This window comes from Kitasatospora sp. NPDC094019 (assembly GCF_044764505.1).
Lineage (GTDB): Bacteria > Actinomycetota > Actinomycetes > Streptomycetales > Streptomycetaceae > Kitasatospora.
Genome location: NZ_JBIWIF010000020.1, coordinates 56,666 through 74,633 on the forward strand (window position 1 = coordinate 56,666; position 17,968 = coordinate 74,633).

Here is a 17,968-nt window from a genome sequence, read left to right on the forward strand (position 1 = left end):
CGTTCGCGGCCGCGTTGGCCGCGCGTTGGCGGGGGCTGTCAGCGTGGCACCGCCCGGGGAGCCGTCCGATCGCGGTGGCATGCCCCGGTGCACCGAGACAGCGATCGACCCCGGTACCGACCGACCGAGGTACCGATGAATGGTGTGAGGGGCTCAACAGCCGTGGCCATCGACGCAACCGCCCGGGCCGGGACGACCTCCGGGGACGCCCGGGTATCCGCCGTGCCCGCCCAGCCCGCCGCGCCCGCCGTCCGGCCCACCCTGGACCAGGACGTTCTCGCCGAGCTGTACCGCCTGCACGGCGGTTACCTGCTGCGCGCGATGCTCCGGGTGACCAGCGGCGACCGGGGCAAGGCGGAGGACATCGTCCAGGAAACCCTGCTGCGCGCCTGGCAGAACCCGGCGGCCGTGCAGCGCGGCCCGGAGCACAGCCGTCCCTGGCTGTTCACGGTGGCGCGCCGGATCGCCATCGACCACTACCGGATGCAGGCCGCCCGGGCCCAGGAGGTCGCGGACGAGACCCCGGAGGACCACGCCGGCGCCCACGACCCCTACGACGAGGTGCTCGTCGCCCAGGACGTGGCGGTGGCGATGGCCGAGCTCCAGCCCCACCACCGGGACGTCCTGGTCGAGTTGCACATGAAGGGCCGGTCGATGGTCGAGGTGGCGCAGGTGCTGGGGGTGCCGGTCGGCACGGTGAAGTCCCGCAGCTTCTACGCGGTCCGCGCCCTGCGGCCGATCCTGGAGGCGCACCGGCTGGCCTGGGTCGGCTGACCGCCTGACCGGCCGGGCGGGGGAGCGCCCCTTATCGCTGCCCTTTCGGGAAGCCCCGGCCGGTCCGGCCGGACCCGAACCGGAAGGGGGTGAACCGCTTCCGATCCACCGCCCGTTGATCACTGTGGCGGCACCGCCACCGGCGCACGTACCCCCGTTCGGGCGCCGGGCCCGCGGCCGCCCCGGCGTTCGCACTTGTGGGAGAGCGGACGCCGGGGCGTCGCCGCTCGGGGCGCCGTGCGGCCCCGGCGGTCGGTCGGTCCCCCCAGAATCGACCGACCGCCCGGTTCCGCCGGCGGCCGTCGTGCCGCTCCCGTGCCCGCTGCCGTCGCGGCCCGCCGTGACGCCCTCACCGGGCCCCCGCGCCCGCCCCGGTCTCCTCCCGGGGCGGGCGCCGCCGTTTCACCAGCCGAGCAGGTACGCCCCCCGGCGCAGCCCCGCCAGCACCGTGTCCGCCGTGGCCTCGGCCGCGTCCGTCGGCGTCCCGCCGGCCTGGGACGCCCCGTCGGCGTGCGGCACGGGCCCGGCCGCGGCACCGTCGGCCGTGCCTCCGTTGAGCACAGTGCCCCCGTTCAGTACCACGTAGTGCAGCGCCGCGCCCGTCGCCCGGCTCTCCCGCCGGAAGGCGTCCAGGGCGGTCGGCGCGACCGAGCCCTCCACCACCACCTGGTAGCCGCCGGAGGCGAAGGCGAAGGCCGCCTGGGCCGTGGCCGCCAGCGCGGTCACGTTCTGCCGCCGTGCCTCCGGGCGGTCCGGGGCGACGAAGCCCTGCCGGACCGCCCGCCGGAAGTCCTCCGCGCGCAGGTGGACGCTGGGGTAGAGCGCGTCCGCGACCAGGGGGGCCACCGCGCCGCTCCCGGCGCCGGCGGCCGGGTCGGAGAGGACGACCACGCTGCCCGCCCCCCGTCCGCCTCCGAGCTCCGGCCCACCTACGGTCGTACGGTTCACAGCTGCTGATCCCTTCGCGGGCCGGGGACGGACGGGGCCGGGGCGGGACGGGCGGAACACGAGGGGGCCGGCCGGAGCCGGAACACGAACCGGCCGAATCCGGCAAGGCGGACAGCCGACCGCCTCGTCCCTACGAGTGAACTGCTGTCGAGGATCAACCTAGTCCACGGCGCGCCCCGGAGTCCTCCCCTCCCCGGACCTCCCGCCGTCCCCCGCAGGCTCCCCGCCGTCCGTTCGCCTTCCCGCTACTCCCGCTGCCACGGTCGGGTCCGCTCCCGCTACGTCCGCGCCCGCAGCACGATCGGATTGGTGAGCGCGGCCATCGGCCCCCAGGGGAGGTCCGGGCCCATCGCGTTGCCCCGGCCCGGGGTCCCGTCGGCCCTCGGGTGCCGCACCTCGGCCCGGACGAACGCGGCGAGCGAGGCCGTCGTCCGCCAGACCACCGTGCCCGCGCCGTCGGCGGGCAGCGACTCCTGGTGCAGCTGGCCCTCGTCGGTCAGGAACCGCACCGTGCCGTTCGGCACCCCGGAGACGGCCAGCCGGACGTCCACCGGCGCGTCCCCGGGCACGGTCAGCACCTCGCCGATCCCGGCCTGCCGACCGTGTCCGGTCGCGGTGAACTCCAGCCCGACCGTCGCCGATTCGGCGAGCCAGCTGCGGCCGGCCCGCAGTCCGTCGAGGACGGCGTCGCGGTCGAGGTCCTCGGCGAGCACGACGGTGTGCGGGGAGCCGATCACCTGCGGGGCGCTGTGCGCGTCGCTGTTGCCGATCGCGGGAAGCCAGGAACGCCCTTCGCGCAGCGCCACCGCCAGCTGGGCGTCCCAGCCGTCGACGGCCGACTCGTCGTCGTACGTCCAGGGGCCGTTCCACACCTCGACGGCGTCGGCGTACTCGTACCCGAACTTCCACTGGCAGGCGACGTACGGGCAGAACGGGTGCGCCGGCACCACCAGGCCGCCCTGCCGCCGCACCTGGCGGGCGAACCGGGGGAGGGCCTCGTCGCGGGAGCGGTAGCGCCAGTCGACGAACTCGCCCGGCCGCAGGCCCAGCGCCAGCCAGTGGCCGTTGCGGGTGGTGACCTCCTCGCCGAGCAGGATCAGCAGGTCCGGTCCGGCCAGCGGGCCCCAGGCGCCGTGGGCGGAGGTGGTGTTGTGGTCGGTCGAGACGACGAAGTCCAGCCCGGCCGCCCGCGCCCCGGCGGCCACCTCGGCGGGCTCGCGGCGCCCGTCGGAGTGCACGGTGTGCAGGTGGCAGTCGCCCCGGTACCAGGCCCGGCCGCGTCCCCGGGCGCGCTCCGGCGGGTAGGCGGGGGTGTACTCGCCGCCGGGCACGCCGAACCGCAGCGTCACGTCGACCCGGTACTCCAGCCCCTGCGGCGCCACCTGGTACGGCCCGAGGACGACGTTCCAGCGGCCCGGGCGGACCGGCCCCGGCAGGTAGCCGGGCGTGGCCTGCTCCCGGCTCACCGCGAACCCGGTCCGGAAGCCGCCCGACCAGCCGCGGAAGCCCCGGCCGCCGAGTTCGGTGCCGCGCTCGTCGAAGAGCCCGATGTCGCAGGAGTTGCCCGGGGTGCCGGCCGGCACGGTCGGCCTGTCGTACTGGTACGAGACGGCGATCTCGCGGACCCCGGACGGGACGTCGAAGGGCAGGTACACGAAGTCGGGTGCGCCGGTCGGCAGCTTCCCGGTCAGGGTGATCGTCCGGTCCGGCGCCGCCGCCGGGGCGCCTTCGGCGCGGGCGCTGCCCGCGCCCGCCACCACCGCGCCGAGCGCGCCCGCCGCGCCCGCGGCCAGGAGTCCGCGTCGGCCCGGCCGGGCCTTCTCGTCGTGCACGTCCTCCGCCATCGGGTGCCTCCACTCTCGCCGGGGATGCTCGCGGCCCGGTACCTACCCGCCGGGCGTTCGGCCGGGTGAACGCCCGGTGAGCCGGACCTCACCACCGTGCGGCAGCCCCGTGAAGACGGGCCCGGGTTGCGCCGGGGGGTGTGGCGGGCCCTGAATAGGAGGTAGTCAGATCATCTGACAGTCAGGCAGATTCGGAGCGTATGCATGTCACTCAGTCGGCGGACCCTCCTGGTGGCCGCGGCCGGCAGCGCCCTCGCCGCCTGCGCGCCGACGACGAGCGCCGCGCCGCCGGTCCCGACGGTGTCGCCGCCCGTTCCGACCGCGACCGCCGAGGTGCCCGCGCCCGCCGCGCCCACCCCCGAGGTGCCCGCGCCCGCTCCTGCCCCCGCGGCCCCGGAGGCTCCGGCCGCCGCGGCCCCCGTCCCTGCCGCCCCCGTGCCCGCCGCCGCTCCCGTCGCCGTCCCCACCCGCGAGGTCGTCGCCGCCCGCTACGCCGACGCCGCCCCCGCCGCCTGGGGCCTCGACGTCCCCGGAGTCGTCACCGCCCTCCCCAGGGCCGTGACCGCCACCGCCCTCACCTTCGACGCCTGCGGCGGCCCCGGCGGCTCCGGCTACGACGCCGCCCTCGTCGACACCCTCCGCGCCCACGGCGTCCCCGCCACCCTCTTCCTCAACGCCCGCTGGATCGACGCCAACCCCGCCACCTTCGAGGACCTCGCCGCCGACCCGTTGTTCGAGATCGGCAACCACGGCACCACCCACCGCCCCCTCTCCGTCACCGGTCGCTCGGCCTACGGCATCGCCGGCACCCGCGACCCCGGCGAGGTTCACGACGAGATCGCGGGCAACCTCGCCAAGCTCACCTCCCTGCTCGGCCACCCCCCGGCCTTCTTCCGCTCCGGTACCGCCCACTACGACGACGTGGCCACCCGGATCGCCGCCGACCTCGGCCAGCGGATCGCCGGCTTCGGCACCAACGCCGACGGCGGCGCCACCCTCCCCGCCACCCAGGTCCACCGGGAACTCCTCGACTCCGACCCGGGCGCCATCGTCATCGCCCACATGAACCACCCCGCGGCGGGCACCGCCCGCGGCCTCGCCACCGCCCTCCCGGCCCTCCTCGCGAGCGGCCGCACCTTCACCCGCCTCTCCGACGCCTTCCACTGACCCCGGCCGCCGACCGTGCCGCAGCGGCGTCGCGGACGCGCCCTAGCGTCGCGGTGTGACGAAGACGTCGTTCACGACGTACCCGTCCAGTCCGTGCAGCTCGCCGTAGGCGATCAGGTCGCTGCTCCGGTTGATGAACCCGCGTCCCGAATAGTTGAGCGAGGTGTTGCAGAGGACGCTGAATCCGGTGAGTTCGCCGAAGGCGGTCAGCAGCGCGCCCATGGCCGGGTTCGCGGCCGGGTCGACGGTCTGGGTGCGGGCCGTTCCGTCGACGTGTGTCACCGCGCGCAGGTCGGCGGACTCGACCCGGCTGAAGTACAGCATGTAGGGGTCGGGGAGACCGCCGCCGAACCAGCGGCCCGCTTCCTGCTCCAGGCAGATCGGGGCGATGGGGCGGTAGCTCTCCCGCTGCTTGATCCTGTTGAGCCTGGCCGTGGTCTCCTCGGTGAAGGGAGCGGCCAGGATCGACCGGTTCCCGAGGGCGCGGGGGCCGATCTCCCAGCGGCCCCGCGCCCAGCCGATGATCCTCCCGTCGCGGAGGTGGCGGGCGACCTCACCGTGGTCCAGCGGGCGGATCTCGTAGCGCCGCGGGTCGAACCCGACGTCCTCCACGAACTCGCCGCCCGCGTAGACGTCCCACTCCAGGTCGGCCGACCCGGTGTAGAAGTGCTGGGCGTCGATGGCGGTGCCGATCGCGGAGCCGCTGTCGTTGGGACACGGCGGAACGAAGACCGCGGGGAAGAGCCCGCACTCGCGCCAGCGTCGGTTCCACTCGCAGTTGAGCCCGCAGCCCCCGGAGACGAGCAGCGGGATTCCCTCGGTCAGGTACTCCTGGGCGTACGCGTGGAAGCGGTCGAAGATCGCGTCCGAGAGCCGGGCCGCCAGGTTCTTGTACGCGCTCGATTCCACCCCGACGTTGTGGAAGGGGGAGTCGGTCATCCGGTCCTTCAGGCTTCCGGTGATGACCTCCTTCTGGCCGAGGACGAAGTCGACGACGTCCTGTTCCGCCCGGGTCGCCGGCCGGTCCTCGGCGAATCCGGCCAGGGCCATCTGCTTCCCCGCGTCCTGGAACCGGACGAACTCCTGGTGCGGACTGAACTTCGGGTCGGCGAGCGCGAAGCCGTAGGAGTACTTGTTTCCCGGGTAGTTCAGCACCTCCTTGAGATGGGTCACCTTCCCGCGCTCGTCGATCCGGTAGAACGAGCCGATGTTCCCCTCCCACACCAGGCTGTAGAAGGGCTGGTCCCGGCGGAGCGCCGACATGCCGTAGGACGTCATGATGTGGGAGCGCTCGTGGGTGGACGAGAAGACGCGCACGGCCTTGCCGAAGAACCGGCCGGGCTCGTCCGTGATCGCCGACGCGCCCACACCGAAGTACCCGGCACGCGAGGGCTGGTCGGTGCACTGGGTGCCCTTGATCCAGCCGCTCAGGGCGACGACGTCCGGCTGCCGGTCCAGCCGGTCCGCCGCCGTCGCGAACAGTTCGGCCGTCGGATTGCTGTAGCGGAGGAACGAGTCCTTCTCCGCTTCGAGGGAGAAGAGCAGTCTGCCGTCGTCGACGGCCGCGATCGCGCCGTCATGGCCTTCCTTGAGGGAAAGAATCAGCATGATGGTCCGTTTCTCGGTGGATCCCGCGTCCGACGGTTCGGGGCGGGCTCAGGGTTCGGGCGCCCCGGGTGCCGCGGGCGGCGCCGCGAGGGCCGCCAGGGCGAGCCGGTGCAACCGCGGGTTGGCGGACAGGGCGCCGGTGCCGCTCCGGGGCGAGGCGCCCAGGAGATCGGTGCAGAGGCCGCCGGCCTCCTCCACGAGGACCTGTACCGCGGCGATGTCCCAGGGGTTGACCACCGGCTCGGCCGCGATGTCGAGCGTTCCCTCGGCGACCATGCAGTGCTGGAGGAAGTCGCCGAAGGCACGGTCCTCCCAGCAGGCTTCGGCCAGGCGCAGATAGGCCGCGCGCGAGTGGAAGACGTCCCAGGTGCGGGTGCTGGTGGTGGAGAGGTACGCCTGGTCGAGGCGGGTGCGGCCGGAGACTCCCAGGCGCACGGGGGTGCTGCCGGCCGGTCCCCGCCGCAGCCAGGCGCCCCGGTCCGCCGCCGCCCACCAGCGGCTGTGCAGGGCGGGGGCGCTGATCACGCCGACCGTGGGGCGACCGTCCTCCAGCAGGGCGATCAACGTGGCCCAGACCGGCACTCCGCGCAGGAAGTTCTTGGTGCCGTCGATGGGGTCGACCAGCCAGGTGCGCCCGGACGAGACGGAGCCGCCGGTCTCCTCCCCGGCGAACGCGTCATCGGGGCGGGCGGACCGCAGTTCCTCGCGTACGGCCGTCTCGACGGCGGTGTCCGCGTCGGTCACCGGCGTCCGGTCCGGCTTCTCCCGGACCCGCAGGTCGAGGGCGTGGAAACGGCGGACGGTCAACCCGTCGGCGAGATCGCCCAGACGCAGGGCCAGTTCGAGGTCCTCCTCCGGCGGCACGGGCTGCGTCACCGGATCACCTCGTGCGCAGTTCGAGCAGGTGGTACTCCATGACGCCCACTTCCTCGATCCGGCGGACCCTGCGCAGCATCTCGATCCGCAGGCCGGCGGCACCGGCGAGCACGTCGAGCCGTTCACGGTCCCCGAGGTCGGCGGTGCCCAGCAGCAGTCGGCCGCCGTCGGTCAGGTGCTGGTGCGCCCCGGCGAGGTAGCGGGCCTGGCCCCGGTAGCCCGGGTCGAAGACGGCGGAGTGGATGTCGCTGGAGAGGGCGAAGTCGTCCTCCACATAGGTCCAGGGCACGTTCCAGAAGATCGTGTCGAAGCGGCTCCGGGGATCGAGCGCCGTGTACAGGTCGCTGTGGAGGGCGCGGACCCGGTCGCCCACACCGTGCCGCTCGGCGTTGGCGACGGTATTGGCCACGGCCTTCTCGTTGATGTCCAGCGCGGTGACGGAGGCACAGCCGCTGAGTGCGGCGGTGACGGCGATGACACCTGTGCCGCAGCCGACCTCCAGGAACGAACCGTCCCGGGGGTAGGGCACCACCGAGGCCATCACCTCGGTGGCCGCGCTGAGCGTGCTGGGCCAGACACCCCGGTGCAGGCTCCACTCCCGTCCCAGCAGGGTGAAGGTGTCCGGCAGGTCGTCACCGGCGAGAGCGTGCCGCAGCGCCCTCGCCACGTCCTCCGGCGACTCCTCGACAGTCATGCCCACTCCCTCTTCGGTGTCGCGGTTCCGGTCATCGGGGCAGCCCGGCGGCGTGGCGGACCAACGCTTCGCGGTGACGCCCGATCTTGCGGAACGCTTCGGCGTACTGGTCGATGAGCGCCGTGTCGTCGGGCCAGGAGGTGAAGGTCGGCAGGGAGAGCGCGTGCTGCTCGACGTGCTCGGCCTGCGAGCCGGCCCCCGGTGCGGTGGCCTTCTTCGGGACTCCGGGGAAGAGGGGGTTCTCGGGGCGGGAGTAAAGGGGCAGGGTCGACAGCCGGGGACCGGAGGGGGCGCCGACCTCCATCCCCTCGGCGCGCAGCGCCTCGATGAGCACGGACCGCGGCACGCCGCCCAGGGCCTGGGGCCGGTAGAGCGGCTTGTAGCCGTACCAGGCGCCCATGTCGACGTCATCGGCGACATGGACCCGCTCCAGGTACTCCACGTCGGCGAGTTGCTCGCCGAGGTGCCGCAGGCAGCGGTGCCGGGCCTCCTTGCGTGCGGGGAAGGCGGCGAGTGCGTGCCGGGCGACGATGGCGTTGAACGGTGACATCCGCAGCTTGAGTCCGAAACCCGTGACCCAGTGCGCCCGCAGGTCCTCGTCGAGGACGGAGACCCGGGAGCGGTCCCGGTAGTGCCCGAGGAGGGTGGCGCGGTCCTGGACCCCGGGGTCGCTGGTGACGAGGATGCCGCCCTCTCCGGCGAAGACGGCCTTGTTGGCCTGGAGGGAGAAGACGGCGGCGTCGCCGAAGGTGCCGACCGGCCTGCCCTTGTAGCGGCTGCCGTGCGCGTGGGAGCAGTCCTCCAGGACGCGCAGCCCGTACCGTTCGGCGATCGACAGGATCGCGTCCATGTCGCAGGGGTGGCCCCACTGGTGGACGACCGTGACGACCCTGGTGTGCTCGGTCAGCGCGGACTGGAGTGCCTTGGGGTCCAGGCCGCGGGTGTCGGGGTCGATGTCGGCGAGGACCACGTCGCCGCGCAGCGCGAAGACGGGGCTCAGCGCCGCGTGGTAGGTGAGCGCCGGTCCCACGACATCCACCCCCTCGCGTACCCCGAGGGCGAAGTAGGCGGCGAGGAGCGCGCTGGTACCGGAGTTGAAGGTGACCGCGTAGCGGGCGCCGCCGTCCAGGAAGGCGAGGAAGTCGGCTTCGAGCCGGCCGATGGGGCCGCTGTTGCCCTTGATGGAGATGTCGGTGTTGCGCTGCTCGGCCAGCTCGGCCAGCTCGGCCCGGTCCGCTGGGGGCGGCCAGACCTCGTGGGGCAGCGGCCGCGAGATGGCGGGTGCGCCCCCGAGCAGGGCGAGCCGTTCGTCGGTGCTCATGTGTTCTCTTCCTGTCCTCACGGGGTGGGTCAGGCGCATCGGTCGGTGAGTCCGCTCGTCCCGCCCGACCGGGCCCGGTAGATTCCGTCGATCGTCCGCACGGTGGCGAGTTGACGCAGGAGGTGCTCCCGGCGGTAGTCGCGGTCCTCCAGGCGGTCCAGATAGTGGATGAACATCGACCGCGTGATGTCGGCCCTGGACCCTCCCGGGGCGTAGCGCTCCAACTGGGCCCCGCCGACGGCGTGCAGGGTGGCCGCCCCGGGGGCGACGGTCAACGCGCCTTCCGAACCGAGCACGCAGAGCTGTTCGGTCTTCGCGAGGCTGTGGCGCGAGATGCGCAGCGAGCCCGCCAGCCCCCTGGACGGGTAGCTGCACAGGAGGCCGGCCACGTCCTCCAGCCGGCGGTCCCGTGTCTCCTGGTACTGGTGCACGAAGGCCGAGTGCACCCGGGGGGCTTCGGGGAACATCCCGTTGAGCACGTCGACCAGGTGGTAGCCCATGTCGAGGAGCACACCGCCCCTGGCCTGTTCCCGGGACGCGCGCCAACCCGTGGTCGGACGCGCCAGGTTGAAGTGGTAGTCGTAGGAGAACCAGTAGGGCCTTCCGATCCGCGCGAGGTTGTTCCTGGCGAACCGGAACACCGGGTCGAAGTTCCGTTGCAGCAGCGTGAAGACGCTGCGGTCGGCCTGCTGCGCGAGGTGGATCAGATGGCGCGCTTCCGGTTCGGTGACCGCGAACGGCTTCTCCTTGATGACGTGCCGCCCGTGCGCCAGCAGCCGTGTACAGACCGGGAAGTGCTCGCCGTGCGGCACGGTGACCACCGCGGCGTCGAAGTCGACGGCTTTCAGCGCGTCGTCGAGGCTTCGGTAGTACGGGAATCCCCATTCGTCGGCGAGTGGCCCGGCGGGCGGGGCTGAGTCGACGCCGCCGACGATATCGGCACTCTCCTGGACGACCGGCAGGTATTCCTTTCCTTGATGCCCGGCAAATCCGATCATCAGGACTCGTGGTCGCGGACGGATGTTCTTCAGCCTGTCGCCGGGCATGCAGAATATTCCCCTCGCAGAACACCGCTCGACGATGACGTGGGAAGTCGGGAAAGAGTGGTGCGGCCCGGATCGGACTCCCGTGTCCGCAGACGGTTCAGGGAGCCGTGCGGCTCTCCGGAGGATCAGCGCGCCAAGCGTGTGCCGCGGCCACGACGTCCTTGACGAAGGTGCTTCCGCTGCGCGGTGTGTTCTCGTCGAGCAGCGTGATGTCCTCGGCGGCCAGCCAGACGAACTCGGTGTGTTTGTTCGGTTCGAGTGCGGGCGAGGAGAGGTCCCCGTCCACCTCGACGAGGTAGTCCGACTCGATGTGCCGGATGCCGTTCCCCGTCCACTCCGTGTGTGCCACCCGGGCGAGAACGCGGCGCAACCGCCACCCCGTCTCTTCCGAGATCTCCCTGCGGAGAGCTTCCAGGAGGGACTCCCCTGGTTCCACGGCTCCGCCGACCACGTCCCAGCAGCCGGGGAAGAGCGAGCGGTCCGCCGAGCGGCGTTGGACGAAGATCCGGCCGGCCGGGTCGCGGATCAGCGCGCCCACCACCGGTCGGGGCTCGGCTGCTCCGGTCATGAGGGTCGCCCGTCGGGCTCCGACGGGTGCGGGGACGGGGAATCGGTGTTTTCGTACGAACGGTCGGACGAATGCGGGACCGAACAGCCCGAACGGTGCTGTCGGGGCGGGAGGAGGCGACCTGGGTTCGAACTGGAGAATGGACGATCTGAAGCTTTCGTCTCCACTCCGTGAGGCTACCTGAATTCCGGAGGACAAGTGCGGGGACGAAGTGATTCGAGGCGCCCCGAGTTCCACTTGACGCGGCGAACGGTCGTGTGCTGCGGGATTTCCTGCCGAGGGGCGCCGTGGATCCGGCCCGGCGGAATCGCCGGGCCGGGCCCTGTCCGTGCACGGTCCGGGTGCCGGCCCGGTCCGCCGGCTCCATGGTGACGGGTCGTCGGCCACGGATTTCTGAGCGATTTTTTCCTGCCACCACCGATGGATCGTGGTGGAACTTCATTGGCCGGATCGGCCGCCTGCCGAGCTCCGGCGACGCCGTTCTTCGGCGCCGCCGACCCGGCCGGCGTCTCCGTTCACCGGCGGCGCGCGACCACGAAGGCGTAGCCGACCTCCGGGAGCGCGCCGAACCGGGGCAGGGACCGGGCGAAGTCGAAGAACTCGTAGTGCGGATCGTCCACGGAGGGGGTGACGTTCGCGAAGGCGTCGGCGAACGCCCGGTAGGTCGGTCGGACGTGCTCTCCGATGTCCTGGAACTCCAGCACCTCCAGGCCGGCGCGGTCGAGGGCCGTGCGGAGCTCCGCCGGTTCGGGGAGCGCGGGAGACCCGAACGCCCGGCAGGTCCGGCGGACCGTCTCGGCGGCCTCACCGGTCACCGGTGACCGGAGCAGCACGTCGGTGACGACCAGTGTGCTGCCGGGGCGCAGGGTCCGGGCGATCTCGGTGAGGGCGGCGGTCCGGTCGGGGATGTGCATCATGGACTCGATCGCCCAGGCACCGTCGAAGGACGCCGACTCGAACGGCAGCGCGCAGGCGTCCGCGTAGCGGAAATCCACCCGGTCGGCGAGCCCGGCGGCGTCCGCCCGGGTCCGTGCGAGCGCGATGTCCTCGGCGCTGACCGAGATTCCCGACACCTGGCCACCGGTGGCCCGGGCGATGCGCAGTGCGGGCCTTCCCGTTCCGCAGCCGACGTCCAGCAGGCTGCGGCCGGGTGCGGCGGCCAGCCGCCCCGCCACGAGGTCGGTGAGCCGGTCGGTGGCCTGGTCGAGCGTCCGTCCGTCCGCCGGGCTGTCCCAGTAGCCGACATGGATGTTCCCGTCGACGGCCGCGCCGTCCACGGTCTCGGTGTGCTCGTCACGGAGCGGGTCGGGGTCGAGTGCGGACGGGACGCCGTGCTGCGGGGGCGGGTTGTCGGTCATCGCGATCTCCCGGTTGCGAGGGGTGGGTCGGCGGGTGACGGGGGCCGACGGCGACGTTCGCGGGGAGCGGGCAAAGGTCCTCCCCGCGAACGCGCCGCTGTTCCGCTCCTCCTGATGGACTTCCCGTGCGACCGGTGGTGGGAACCGCTTCTCCGCGAGTGGTTACCGCAGGACGGTGATGGCGGTGGCGAGGTGGCCGTCATGGACGTGCCAGCGGCCCTCCAGGGTGGGGAGGGGGGAAGGGACGAGGAGGGTGGCGGTGAAGGTGCCGTCGGGGTGGAGGGAGAGGTCGGCCTCGGAGAAGTCGAGGAAGGTGTGGGTGAGGGGGAACCAGGTCTTGTAGACGGATTCCTTGGCGCTGAAGAGGACGCGGTCCCAGGGGGTGCCGGGATGGGCGGCGGTGAGGGCGGTGTTCCGCTGCTGCTCGGCGGGGAGGGCGATGGCGTCGAGGACGCCCTCGGGGAGGGGGAGGGCGGGTTCGGCGTCGATGCCGAGGGAGAGGACGTCCTCGGCGCGGGCCACGGCGGCGGCGCGGAAGCCGGCACAGTGAGTGAGGGAGCCGACGACGCCCTCGGGCCAGCTCGGGGCCCCGCGCAGGCCGGGGACCAGCGGCCGGTAGGGGACGCCGAGGCGGCCGAGGGCGAGGCGGGCGCAGTGGCGCACGGTGGTGAACTCGCGGCGACGGGACTCGACGGCGCGGGCGACGGCCGCCTCCTCCTCGGGCTCCAGGCGGGCCTGGGGCGGGTCGGAGTAGGCGGTCTCGACGACGACGGACGCGGGCAGGAGGGCGCTGATCACTGTTCCCCCGGGACAGGACGGACGACAAGGTGCTGCGGGAACAGGTTATTCGAACGCGGCGGCGGCCTCCCGCAGGGCACGGGCCACGGTCTCCGGGTCGTCGGGGGCAGGGTCCCCGGGCCGGTAGGTGACGGCGCGCAGGCCGCCGGCGTAGCGGAAGGAGCGGTGGCGTTCGTACACCGGCCAGGAGACCGGGGACTTGCGGTCGACGCCGACGCTGATGCCCTGGAACGGGGCCATGCCGATGAGTTGGTGGACGGGGCCGAGGCGGCCGGTCGCCGCGCCGTCGACCAGCACCCGGAACTCCCAGCGCAGGCCCGGGACGGCGGTGGCCTCGACGGTGAGCAGGTGGGGGCCGGGGGCGAGCGGTCCGGCGTCGGCCTCGAAGAGTTCGCCGTACTGGTTGTAGGCGAGGCGCAGCCGGCCGTCCTCGACGTAGAGGCTGTAGCCGCCGCCCTGGTCGCCGTGGGAGACCAGGACACCGGTGTCCCCGGCGGCGTGGTGGGCGAGCTCGACCTCGACGGTGAAGGAGCGGAAGGAGATCAGCCGGGAGGAGCGGTAGCGTTCGAGTTCGGGGGTGCCGGCCAGCAGCCGCAGCGGGCGGCGCAGCCGGGCGTCGTCGGGGTGGCGGCGGGCGATCGCGCCGCTGCCGTCGGCGAGCGGGAAGACGCCGTTCCGACGGGCGGCGTTCTCCCAGGCTTCGGACAACTCCTTGACCAGCTCCGGGTGTTCGGCGGCGAGGTCGTGGATCTCGGTGGGGTCGGTGCGCAGGTCGTGCAGGGCCCATTCGGCGTCGTCGTAGGGCGTGCCGGGGCGGTGCAGGGTGACCAGCTTCCAGCCGTCGCGGTAGTAGCTGCGGTTGCCGGTCATTTCGCAGTACTGCTCGTGGTGGGTGGATCCGGCGGCGGGGTCGCGCAGGACGCGGGTGAAGGGGAAGCCGTCGAGGGACTGCACGGGTTGCCCGGCGCGGTGGGCGGGCCGTTCGACCCCGGCGAGGTCCAGCAGGGTGGGCAGCAGGTCGGTGACGTACTGGTACTGGGTGCGGATGCCCGGGTCGCCCTCGGCGCGCGGGAGGCCGGCGGGCCAGGACAGGACGAAGGGGACGCGTACTCCGCCGGCGTGGGTCTGGCCCTTGTAGAGGCGGAACGGGGTGTTGGAGGCCATCCCCCAGCCGCGCGGGTAGTGGACCAGCGAGCGCGGGCCGCCGATGAGTTCGACCTCGCGCTCGACGTCGGGGTTCCAGTCCTCGGGGAGGTTCGGGTGGTGGACGAAGCGGCTGAAGTAGCTGCGGGTGCCTTCGGCGCCGCCCTCGCCGGTGCCGCCGTTGTCGGAGGTGAACACCACGATGGTGTTGTCGAGTTCGCCCAGTTCGGTGAGGGTGTCGAGCAGCCGGCCGAGGTTCTGGTCGACGTTGTCGACCATGGCCGCGTAGACCTCCATGTACCGGGCGTACAACCGCCGCTCGGGTTCGGTGAGTTCGCTCCAGGGGCCGACCTCGTGGCCGGACTCGGCGTTGCGGTCGGGCAGTTCGGTGCCGGGCGGGAAGTGGCCGGCCGCGAGCTGGCGGGCGAAGCGGGCGGCGCGCAGTTCGTCCCAGCCGCCGTCGTAGCGGCCGCGGTGGCGGGCGAGGTCGGCGGGCTTGGCCTGGAGCGGGCCGTGGACGGCGTTGTGGGCGAGGTAGAGGAAGAACGGCTTGTCGGCGTCGTGGGCGCGCAGCGACTTGACCATGTCGATGGCGCGATCGGTGATGTCGTCGGTGTAGTAGTAGTCGTCGGGGAACTCGTCGATGTCCAGCGGGCTGTTGTCGCGCACGAGTTGGTGCGGGTGGAAGAGGCTGGTGAGGCCCTCCAGCACGCCGTAGTACTGGTCGAAGCCCTTCTGCAGGGGCCAGTTGGCGCGGTTGTCGGCGGCGTTGGAGGCGGAGTCGCGGGTGAGGTGCCACTTGCCGACGGCCCAGGTGGCGTAGCCGGCGTCGTGCAGCAGCTCGGCGAGGGTGGGGATGTCCCCGGCGACCTCCATGCCGTAGCCGGGGAAGCCGGGGTCGGCGTTGGCGACGAAGGAGTAGCCGACCCGGTGCGGATTGAGGCCGGTGAGCAGGGCGGCCCGGGCGGGCGAGCAGAGCGGCATGGTGTGGTAGTTGGCGAGTTTGACGCCGCGCTCGGCGAGGCCGTCCAGGACGGGAGTGGGGACTTCGGCGCCGAACGGGCCGATGTCGCTGTAGCCGAGGTCGTCGACGAGGACGACGACGATGTTGGGCGCGCCCTCGCGCGGGCGGACCCGGTCGGGCCAGGCGGGCGTGGAGTCGGCGAAGGTGCGGCCGACGGTGCCGGGGAAGCCTTCGTAGGGGTCGCGGTGGAACGGGTCGGTGCTCATGCGGTGCTCCGGAGGGTCAGGGCGGGGGCGGTCGGCGCGGCGAGCGCGTCCAGGCGGGGTACGGCGGCGAGGAGTTCGGCGGTGTACGGGTGCTCGGGGGCGGTGACGACCCGGTCGGCGGGGCCGGTCTCGACGATCCGGCCGCCGTGCAGGACGGCGATCCGGTGGCTCACCTGCCGGACCACCGAGAGGTCGTGGGCGATGAAGAGGATGGCGAGGCCGAGCTCGCGCTGGAGCCGGGCCAGCAGGTCGAGCACCTGGGCCTGCACCGAGACGTCGAGCGCGGAGACCGGTTCGTCGCAGATCAGTACGCTCGGTCCGGGGGCCAGCGCCCGGGCGATGCCGATGCGTTGGCGCTGTCCGCCGGAGAAGGCGCGGGGGTGCCGGTCGGCGCTCGCCGGGTCGAGGCCGACCTGCTCCAGGAGTTCGGCGACCCGCTTCGCCCGCGCGGCCCGGTCGCCGAGGCCGTGGGCGATCAGCGGTTCGGCGACGATCTGCCCGGCGGTCATCCGGGGGTTGAGCGAGGAGTACGGGTCCTGGAAGACGAGTTGCACCTCGCGCCGGGCGGCGCGCTCGCCGCCCCGGCCGAACTCCTCGCCCCGGAACCGGATCGCGCCGCCGCTCGGGGCGTGGACCTGGACCAGGGCGCGGGCCAGGGTGGACTTGCCGGAGCCGGACTCGCCGACCAGGCCGAGGGTCTCGCCGGGGTGCAGTTCCAGGTCGACGCCGTCCAGCGCGGTGACGGCGCGTCGGCGCGAGCCGTAGGTCTTGCGCAGGCCGGTGACGGTGAGCAGCGGTTCCGGCCCGGGGACGCTGTTGGCGGCCGCCCCGGAGGGTGTCTCCAGGCGGGGGACGGCGGCGAGCAGCTGCCGGGTGTAGGGGTGCCGGGGCGCGCCGAGGAGTTCGGCGGTGGTGCCGGACTCGACCACCTTGCCGTGGCGCATCACCAGCAGCCGGCGGCAGGTGCGGGCGATCACCCCGAGGTCGTGGCTGATCACCACGAGGGCGGTGCCGGTCTGCCGGTTGATCCGCGTGAGCAGGTCCAGGATCTGCCGCTGGACGGTCGGGTCGAGGGCGGTGGTGGGTTCGTCGGCGACCAGGACCTCGGTGTCGTTGGCGAGCGCGAGGGCGATCATGACGCGCTGGCGCTGCCCGCCGGAGAACCGGTGCGGGTGGTCCCGCAACCGGTCGGCGGCGTCCGGGATGCCGACCAGGTCGAGCAACTCGACGGCGCGGGAAGCGCGTTCGCGGCGGTCGGAGCGGGCGCCGTGGGCGCGCAGGGCCTCGTCGAGCTGGCGGCCGACGGTGAGGACCGGGTTGAGCGAGGACATCGGATCCTGGAAGACCATGGCGATCCGCCGCCCGCGCAGGGCGCGCACGGCCGGTTCGGGGAGGGCGGCGAGGTCCTGCCCGTCCAGCTCCACCGAGCCGCCGGTGATCCGGCCGCCGGGCGGGAGCATCCGCAGCAGGGCGAGGGCGGTGGTGGACTTGCCGGAGCCGGACTCGCCGACCAGGCCGAGGGTGTCCCCGGCGGCGAGCTCGAAGCCGACGCCGTCGACGGCGGTGGTGCCGTCGAACTCGACCCTGAGGTCGGTGACCTTCAGGACGGTGTGGGGAGGGGCGTCGGTGTCTTCGGGCGGGACCTCGCCGGTGCGGGGCGCGGCGTCGGTGTCTTCGGGCGGGACCTCGCCGGTGCGGGTCGCGGCGCGCTCGGCGCGGTGCGTGGTGCGGGCGGTCATCGGCGGATCCCCCGGTTCAGGGCCTCGGCGATCAGCGTGAAGCCGAGCACCAGCGCGGTGGTGGCGGCCAGCGGGGCGGCCGCGAAGGTCGGACGGGTGGCGAGGTAGCCGACGGACTGGCTGAGGATCGAGCCGAGGGTGGGTTCCGGCGGGCGCACGCCGAGGCCGAGGAAGCTCATCGCGCCCTCGATGAAGACGCCGACGGACAGGGCCACCGCCGTCTGCACGATCAGCGGATCGACGGCGTTCGGCAGGACGTGCCGCAGCAGCACCCGGTGCCGGGAGGCGCCGCCGACCCGGGCCGCGAGTGCGTACTCCCGCTCGCGCTGGACCAGGATCCCGGTCCGCAACTGGCGTCCGAACAAGGGGATCTCGGCGAGGGCGATGACGATGAACACCGGCCAGCGGCCGGGCCCGAGCACGGCGGTGATCGCCAGGGCCAGGATCAGTCCGGGGAAGGCGAGCACCAGGTCGAAGGCCCGCTGGACGGCGGTGTCGGCCCAGCGGTGGGTGGCCGAGAGCAGGGCGAGCGAGCAGCCGGCCAGCGCGCCGACGGGGACGGCGGAGAGGATCAGCGCGAGGTCGGTCGTGATGCCGTGCAGGACCCGGCTGAAGAGGTCCCGGCCGAGGTCGTCGGTGCCGAACGGGTGCGCGGCGCTGGGCCCGGCGAGGGCCAGCGGGCCCTGGGCGTCGGGGTCCCGGCCGGTGAGCAGCGGGGCGAGCAGTCCGGCCAGGGCGACGGTGCCGACCAGGGCGAGCCCGGTCAGGCCGCGCCCGGTGAGCAGTCCGGCGAGGTAGCGGTTGCGGGCGCGGGCCGGGAGGGCGCGCGCGGGGGCGGCGAGGGCGGTCATCGG

General features: G+C 73.4%; 15 protein-coding genes. 2 read left to right on the forward strand and 13 right to left on the reverse strand.

Going from position 1 to position 17,968, the window contains the following annotated elements; all coding sequences use genetic code 11:
• Positions 1-162 precede the first annotated feature (162 nt).
• Positions 163-774 carry a sigma-70 family RNA polymerase sigma factor gene (locus tag ACIQ9P_RS32560; protein ID WP_402364360.1) on the forward strand — a complete coding sequence of 204 codons (612 nt, stop codon included), beginning with the start codon at positions 163-165 and terminating at the stop codon, positions 772-774.
• Positions 775-1,176: 402 nt separating this feature from the next.
• On the opposite strand, the gene ACIQ9P_RS32565 is transcribed toward ACIQ9P_RS32560, so the two are convergent.
• Both ACIQ9P_RS32565 and ACIQ9P_RS32570 read right to left on the reverse strand, forming a co-directional pair.
• On the reverse strand, positions 1,177-1,665 hold the full coding sequence (locus ACIQ9P_RS32565) for an ATP-binding protein (RefSeq protein WP_402364363.1): 489 nt from the start codon (positions 1,663-1,665) through the stop codon (positions 1,177-1,179).
• Between the two features lie 335 nt (positions 1,666-2,000).
• On the reverse strand, positions 2,001-3,566 hold the full coding sequence (locus tag ACIQ9P_RS32570; protein WP_402364366.1) for a CehA/McbA family metallohydrolase: 1,566 nt from the start codon (positions 3,564-3,566) through the stop codon (positions 2,001-2,003).
• 204 nt (positions 3,567-3,770) lie between these two features.
• Here ACIQ9P_RS32570 and ACIQ9P_RS32575 point away from each other — a divergent pair, with 204 nt between their 5' ends.
• Complete coding sequence (locus ACIQ9P_RS32575) at positions 3,771-4,733, forward strand: polysaccharide deacetylase family protein (protein WP_402364368.1); 963 nt, start codon at positions 3,771-3,773, stop codon at positions 4,731-4,733.
• A 42-nt stretch (positions 4,734-4,775) separates the two neighbouring features.
• On the opposite strand, the gene ACIQ9P_RS32580 is transcribed toward ACIQ9P_RS32575, so the two are convergent.
• The 11 genes from ACIQ9P_RS32580 to ACIQ9P_RS32630 form a co-directional block, all read right to left on the reverse strand.
• Positions 4,776-6,341, reverse strand: a complete 1,566-nt coding sequence (locus tag ACIQ9P_RS32580) for a carbamoyltransferase C-terminal domain-containing protein (protein WP_402364371.1) — start codon at positions 6,339-6,341, stop codon at positions 4,776-4,778.
• Positions 6,342-6,389: 48 nt separating this feature from the next.
• Positions 6,390-7,217, reverse strand: coding sequence for a histidinol-phosphatase (hisN, locus tag ACIQ9P_RS32585; RefSeq protein ID WP_402364374.1), 828 nt, complete (start codon positions 7,215-7,217; stop codon positions 6,390-6,392).
• 4 nt (positions 7,218-7,221) lie between these two features.
• The gene (locus tag ACIQ9P_RS32590) at positions 7,222-7,911 is read right to left on the reverse strand and encodes a methyltransferase (protein WP_402364377.1); all 690 of its coding nucleotides are present in this window, start codon (positions 7,909-7,911) and stop codon (positions 7,222-7,224) included.
• A 31-nt stretch (positions 7,912-7,942) separates the two neighbouring features.
• Positions 7,943-9,232: a DegT/DnrJ/EryC1/StrS family aminotransferase gene (locus ACIQ9P_RS32595; protein WP_402364380.1), complete on the reverse strand. Its 1,290-nt coding sequence runs from the start codon at positions 9,230-9,232 to the stop codon at positions 7,943-7,945.
• Positions 9,233-9,261: 29 nt separating this feature from the next.
• The gene (locus ACIQ9P_RS32600) at positions 9,262-10,230 is read right to left on the reverse strand and encodes a Gfo/Idh/MocA family protein (RefSeq protein ID WP_402364383.1); all 969 of its coding nucleotides are present in this window, start codon (positions 10,228-10,230) and stop codon (positions 9,262-9,264) included.
• A gap of 145 nt (positions 10,231-10,375) precedes the next feature.
• Complete coding sequence (locus tag ACIQ9P_RS32605; RefSeq protein WP_402364386.1) at positions 10,376-10,846, reverse strand: NUDIX domain-containing protein; 471 nt, start codon at positions 10,844-10,846, stop codon at positions 10,376-10,378.
• Positions 10,847-11,361: 515 nt separating this feature from the next.
• Complete coding sequence (locus ACIQ9P_RS32610) at positions 11,362-12,204, reverse strand: SAM-dependent methyltransferase (protein WP_402364389.1); 843 nt, start codon at positions 12,202-12,204, stop codon at positions 11,362-11,364.
• A 162-nt stretch (positions 12,205-12,366) separates the two neighbouring features.
• Complete coding sequence (locus tag ACIQ9P_RS32615) at positions 12,367-13,002, reverse strand: 4'-phosphopantetheinyl transferase (protein WP_402364392.1); 636 nt, start codon at positions 13,000-13,002, stop codon at positions 12,367-12,369.
• Between the two features lie 45 nt (positions 13,003-13,047).
• Positions 13,048-15,375 (reverse strand): arylsulfatase, encoded by a 2,328-nt coding sequence (locus ACIQ9P_RS32620; RefSeq protein ID WP_402364395.1) that lies wholly within the window; start codon positions 15,373-15,375, stop codon positions 13,048-13,050.
• On the reverse strand, positions 15,372-17,114 hold the full coding sequence (locus ACIQ9P_RS32625) for an ABC transporter ATP-binding protein (protein ID WP_402364398.1): 1,743 nt from the start codon (positions 17,112-17,114) through the stop codon (positions 15,372-15,374). Before ACIQ9P_RS32625 ends, ACIQ9P_RS32620 begins: the two co-directional genes overlap by 4 nt.
• Positions 17,111-17,965: an ABC transporter permease gene (locus ACIQ9P_RS32630; protein ID WP_402364401.1), complete on the reverse strand. Its 855-nt coding sequence runs from the start codon at positions 17,963-17,965 to the stop codon at positions 17,111-17,113. The genes ACIQ9P_RS32625 and ACIQ9P_RS32630 overlap by 4 nt, the downstream gene beginning before the upstream one ends.
• Positions 17,966-17,968 lie beyond the last annotated feature (3 nt).

Excerpts from the sequence above, each read along its gene's own strand:
- ACIQ9P_RS32570 (WP_402364366.1), bottom strand. The coding sequence starts at position 3,566 with ATGGCGGAGGACGTGCACGACGAGAAGGCCCGGCCGGGCCGACGCGGA.
- ACIQ9P_RS32575 (WP_402364368.1), top strand. The coding sequence starts at position 3,771 with ATGTCACTCAGTCGGCGGACCCTCCTGGTGGCCGCGGCCGGCAGCGCC.
- ACIQ9P_RS32580 (WP_402364371.1), bottom strand. The coding sequence starts at position 6,341 with ATGCTGATTCTTTCCCTCAAGGAAGGCCATGACGGCGCGATCGCGGCC.
- ACIQ9P_RS32590 (WP_402364377.1), bottom strand. The coding sequence starts at position 7,911 with ATGACTGTCGAGGAGTCGCCGGAGGACGTGGCGAGGGCGCTGCGGCAC.
- ACIQ9P_RS32595 (WP_402364380.1), bottom strand. The coding sequence starts at position 9,232 with ATGAGCACCGACGAACGGCTCGCCCTGCTCGGGGGCGCACCCGCCATC.
- ACIQ9P_RS32600 (WP_402364383.1), bottom strand. The coding sequence starts at position 10,230 with ATGATCGGATTTGCCGGGCATCAAGGAAAGGAATACCTGCCGGTCGTC.
- ACIQ9P_RS32605 (WP_402364386.1), bottom strand. The coding sequence starts at position 10,846 with ATGACCGGAGCAGCCGAGCCCCGACCGGTGGTGGGCGCGCTGATCCGC.
- ACIQ9P_RS32610 (WP_402364389.1), bottom strand. The coding sequence starts at position 12,204 with ATGACCGACAACCCGCCCCCGCAGCACGGCGTCCCGTCCGCACTCGAC.
- ACIQ9P_RS32620 (WP_402364395.1), bottom strand. The coding sequence starts at position 15,375 with ATGAGCACCGACCCGTTCCACCGCGACCCCTACGAAGGCTTCCCCGGC.
- ACIQ9P_RS32625 (WP_402364398.1), bottom strand. The coding sequence starts at position 17,114 with ATGACCGCCCGCACCACGCACCGCGCCGAGCGCGCCGCGACCCGCACC.
- ACIQ9P_RS32630 (WP_402364401.1), bottom strand. The coding sequence starts at position 17,965 with ATGACCGCCCTCGCCGCCCCCGCGCGCGCCCTCCCGGCCCGCGCCCGC.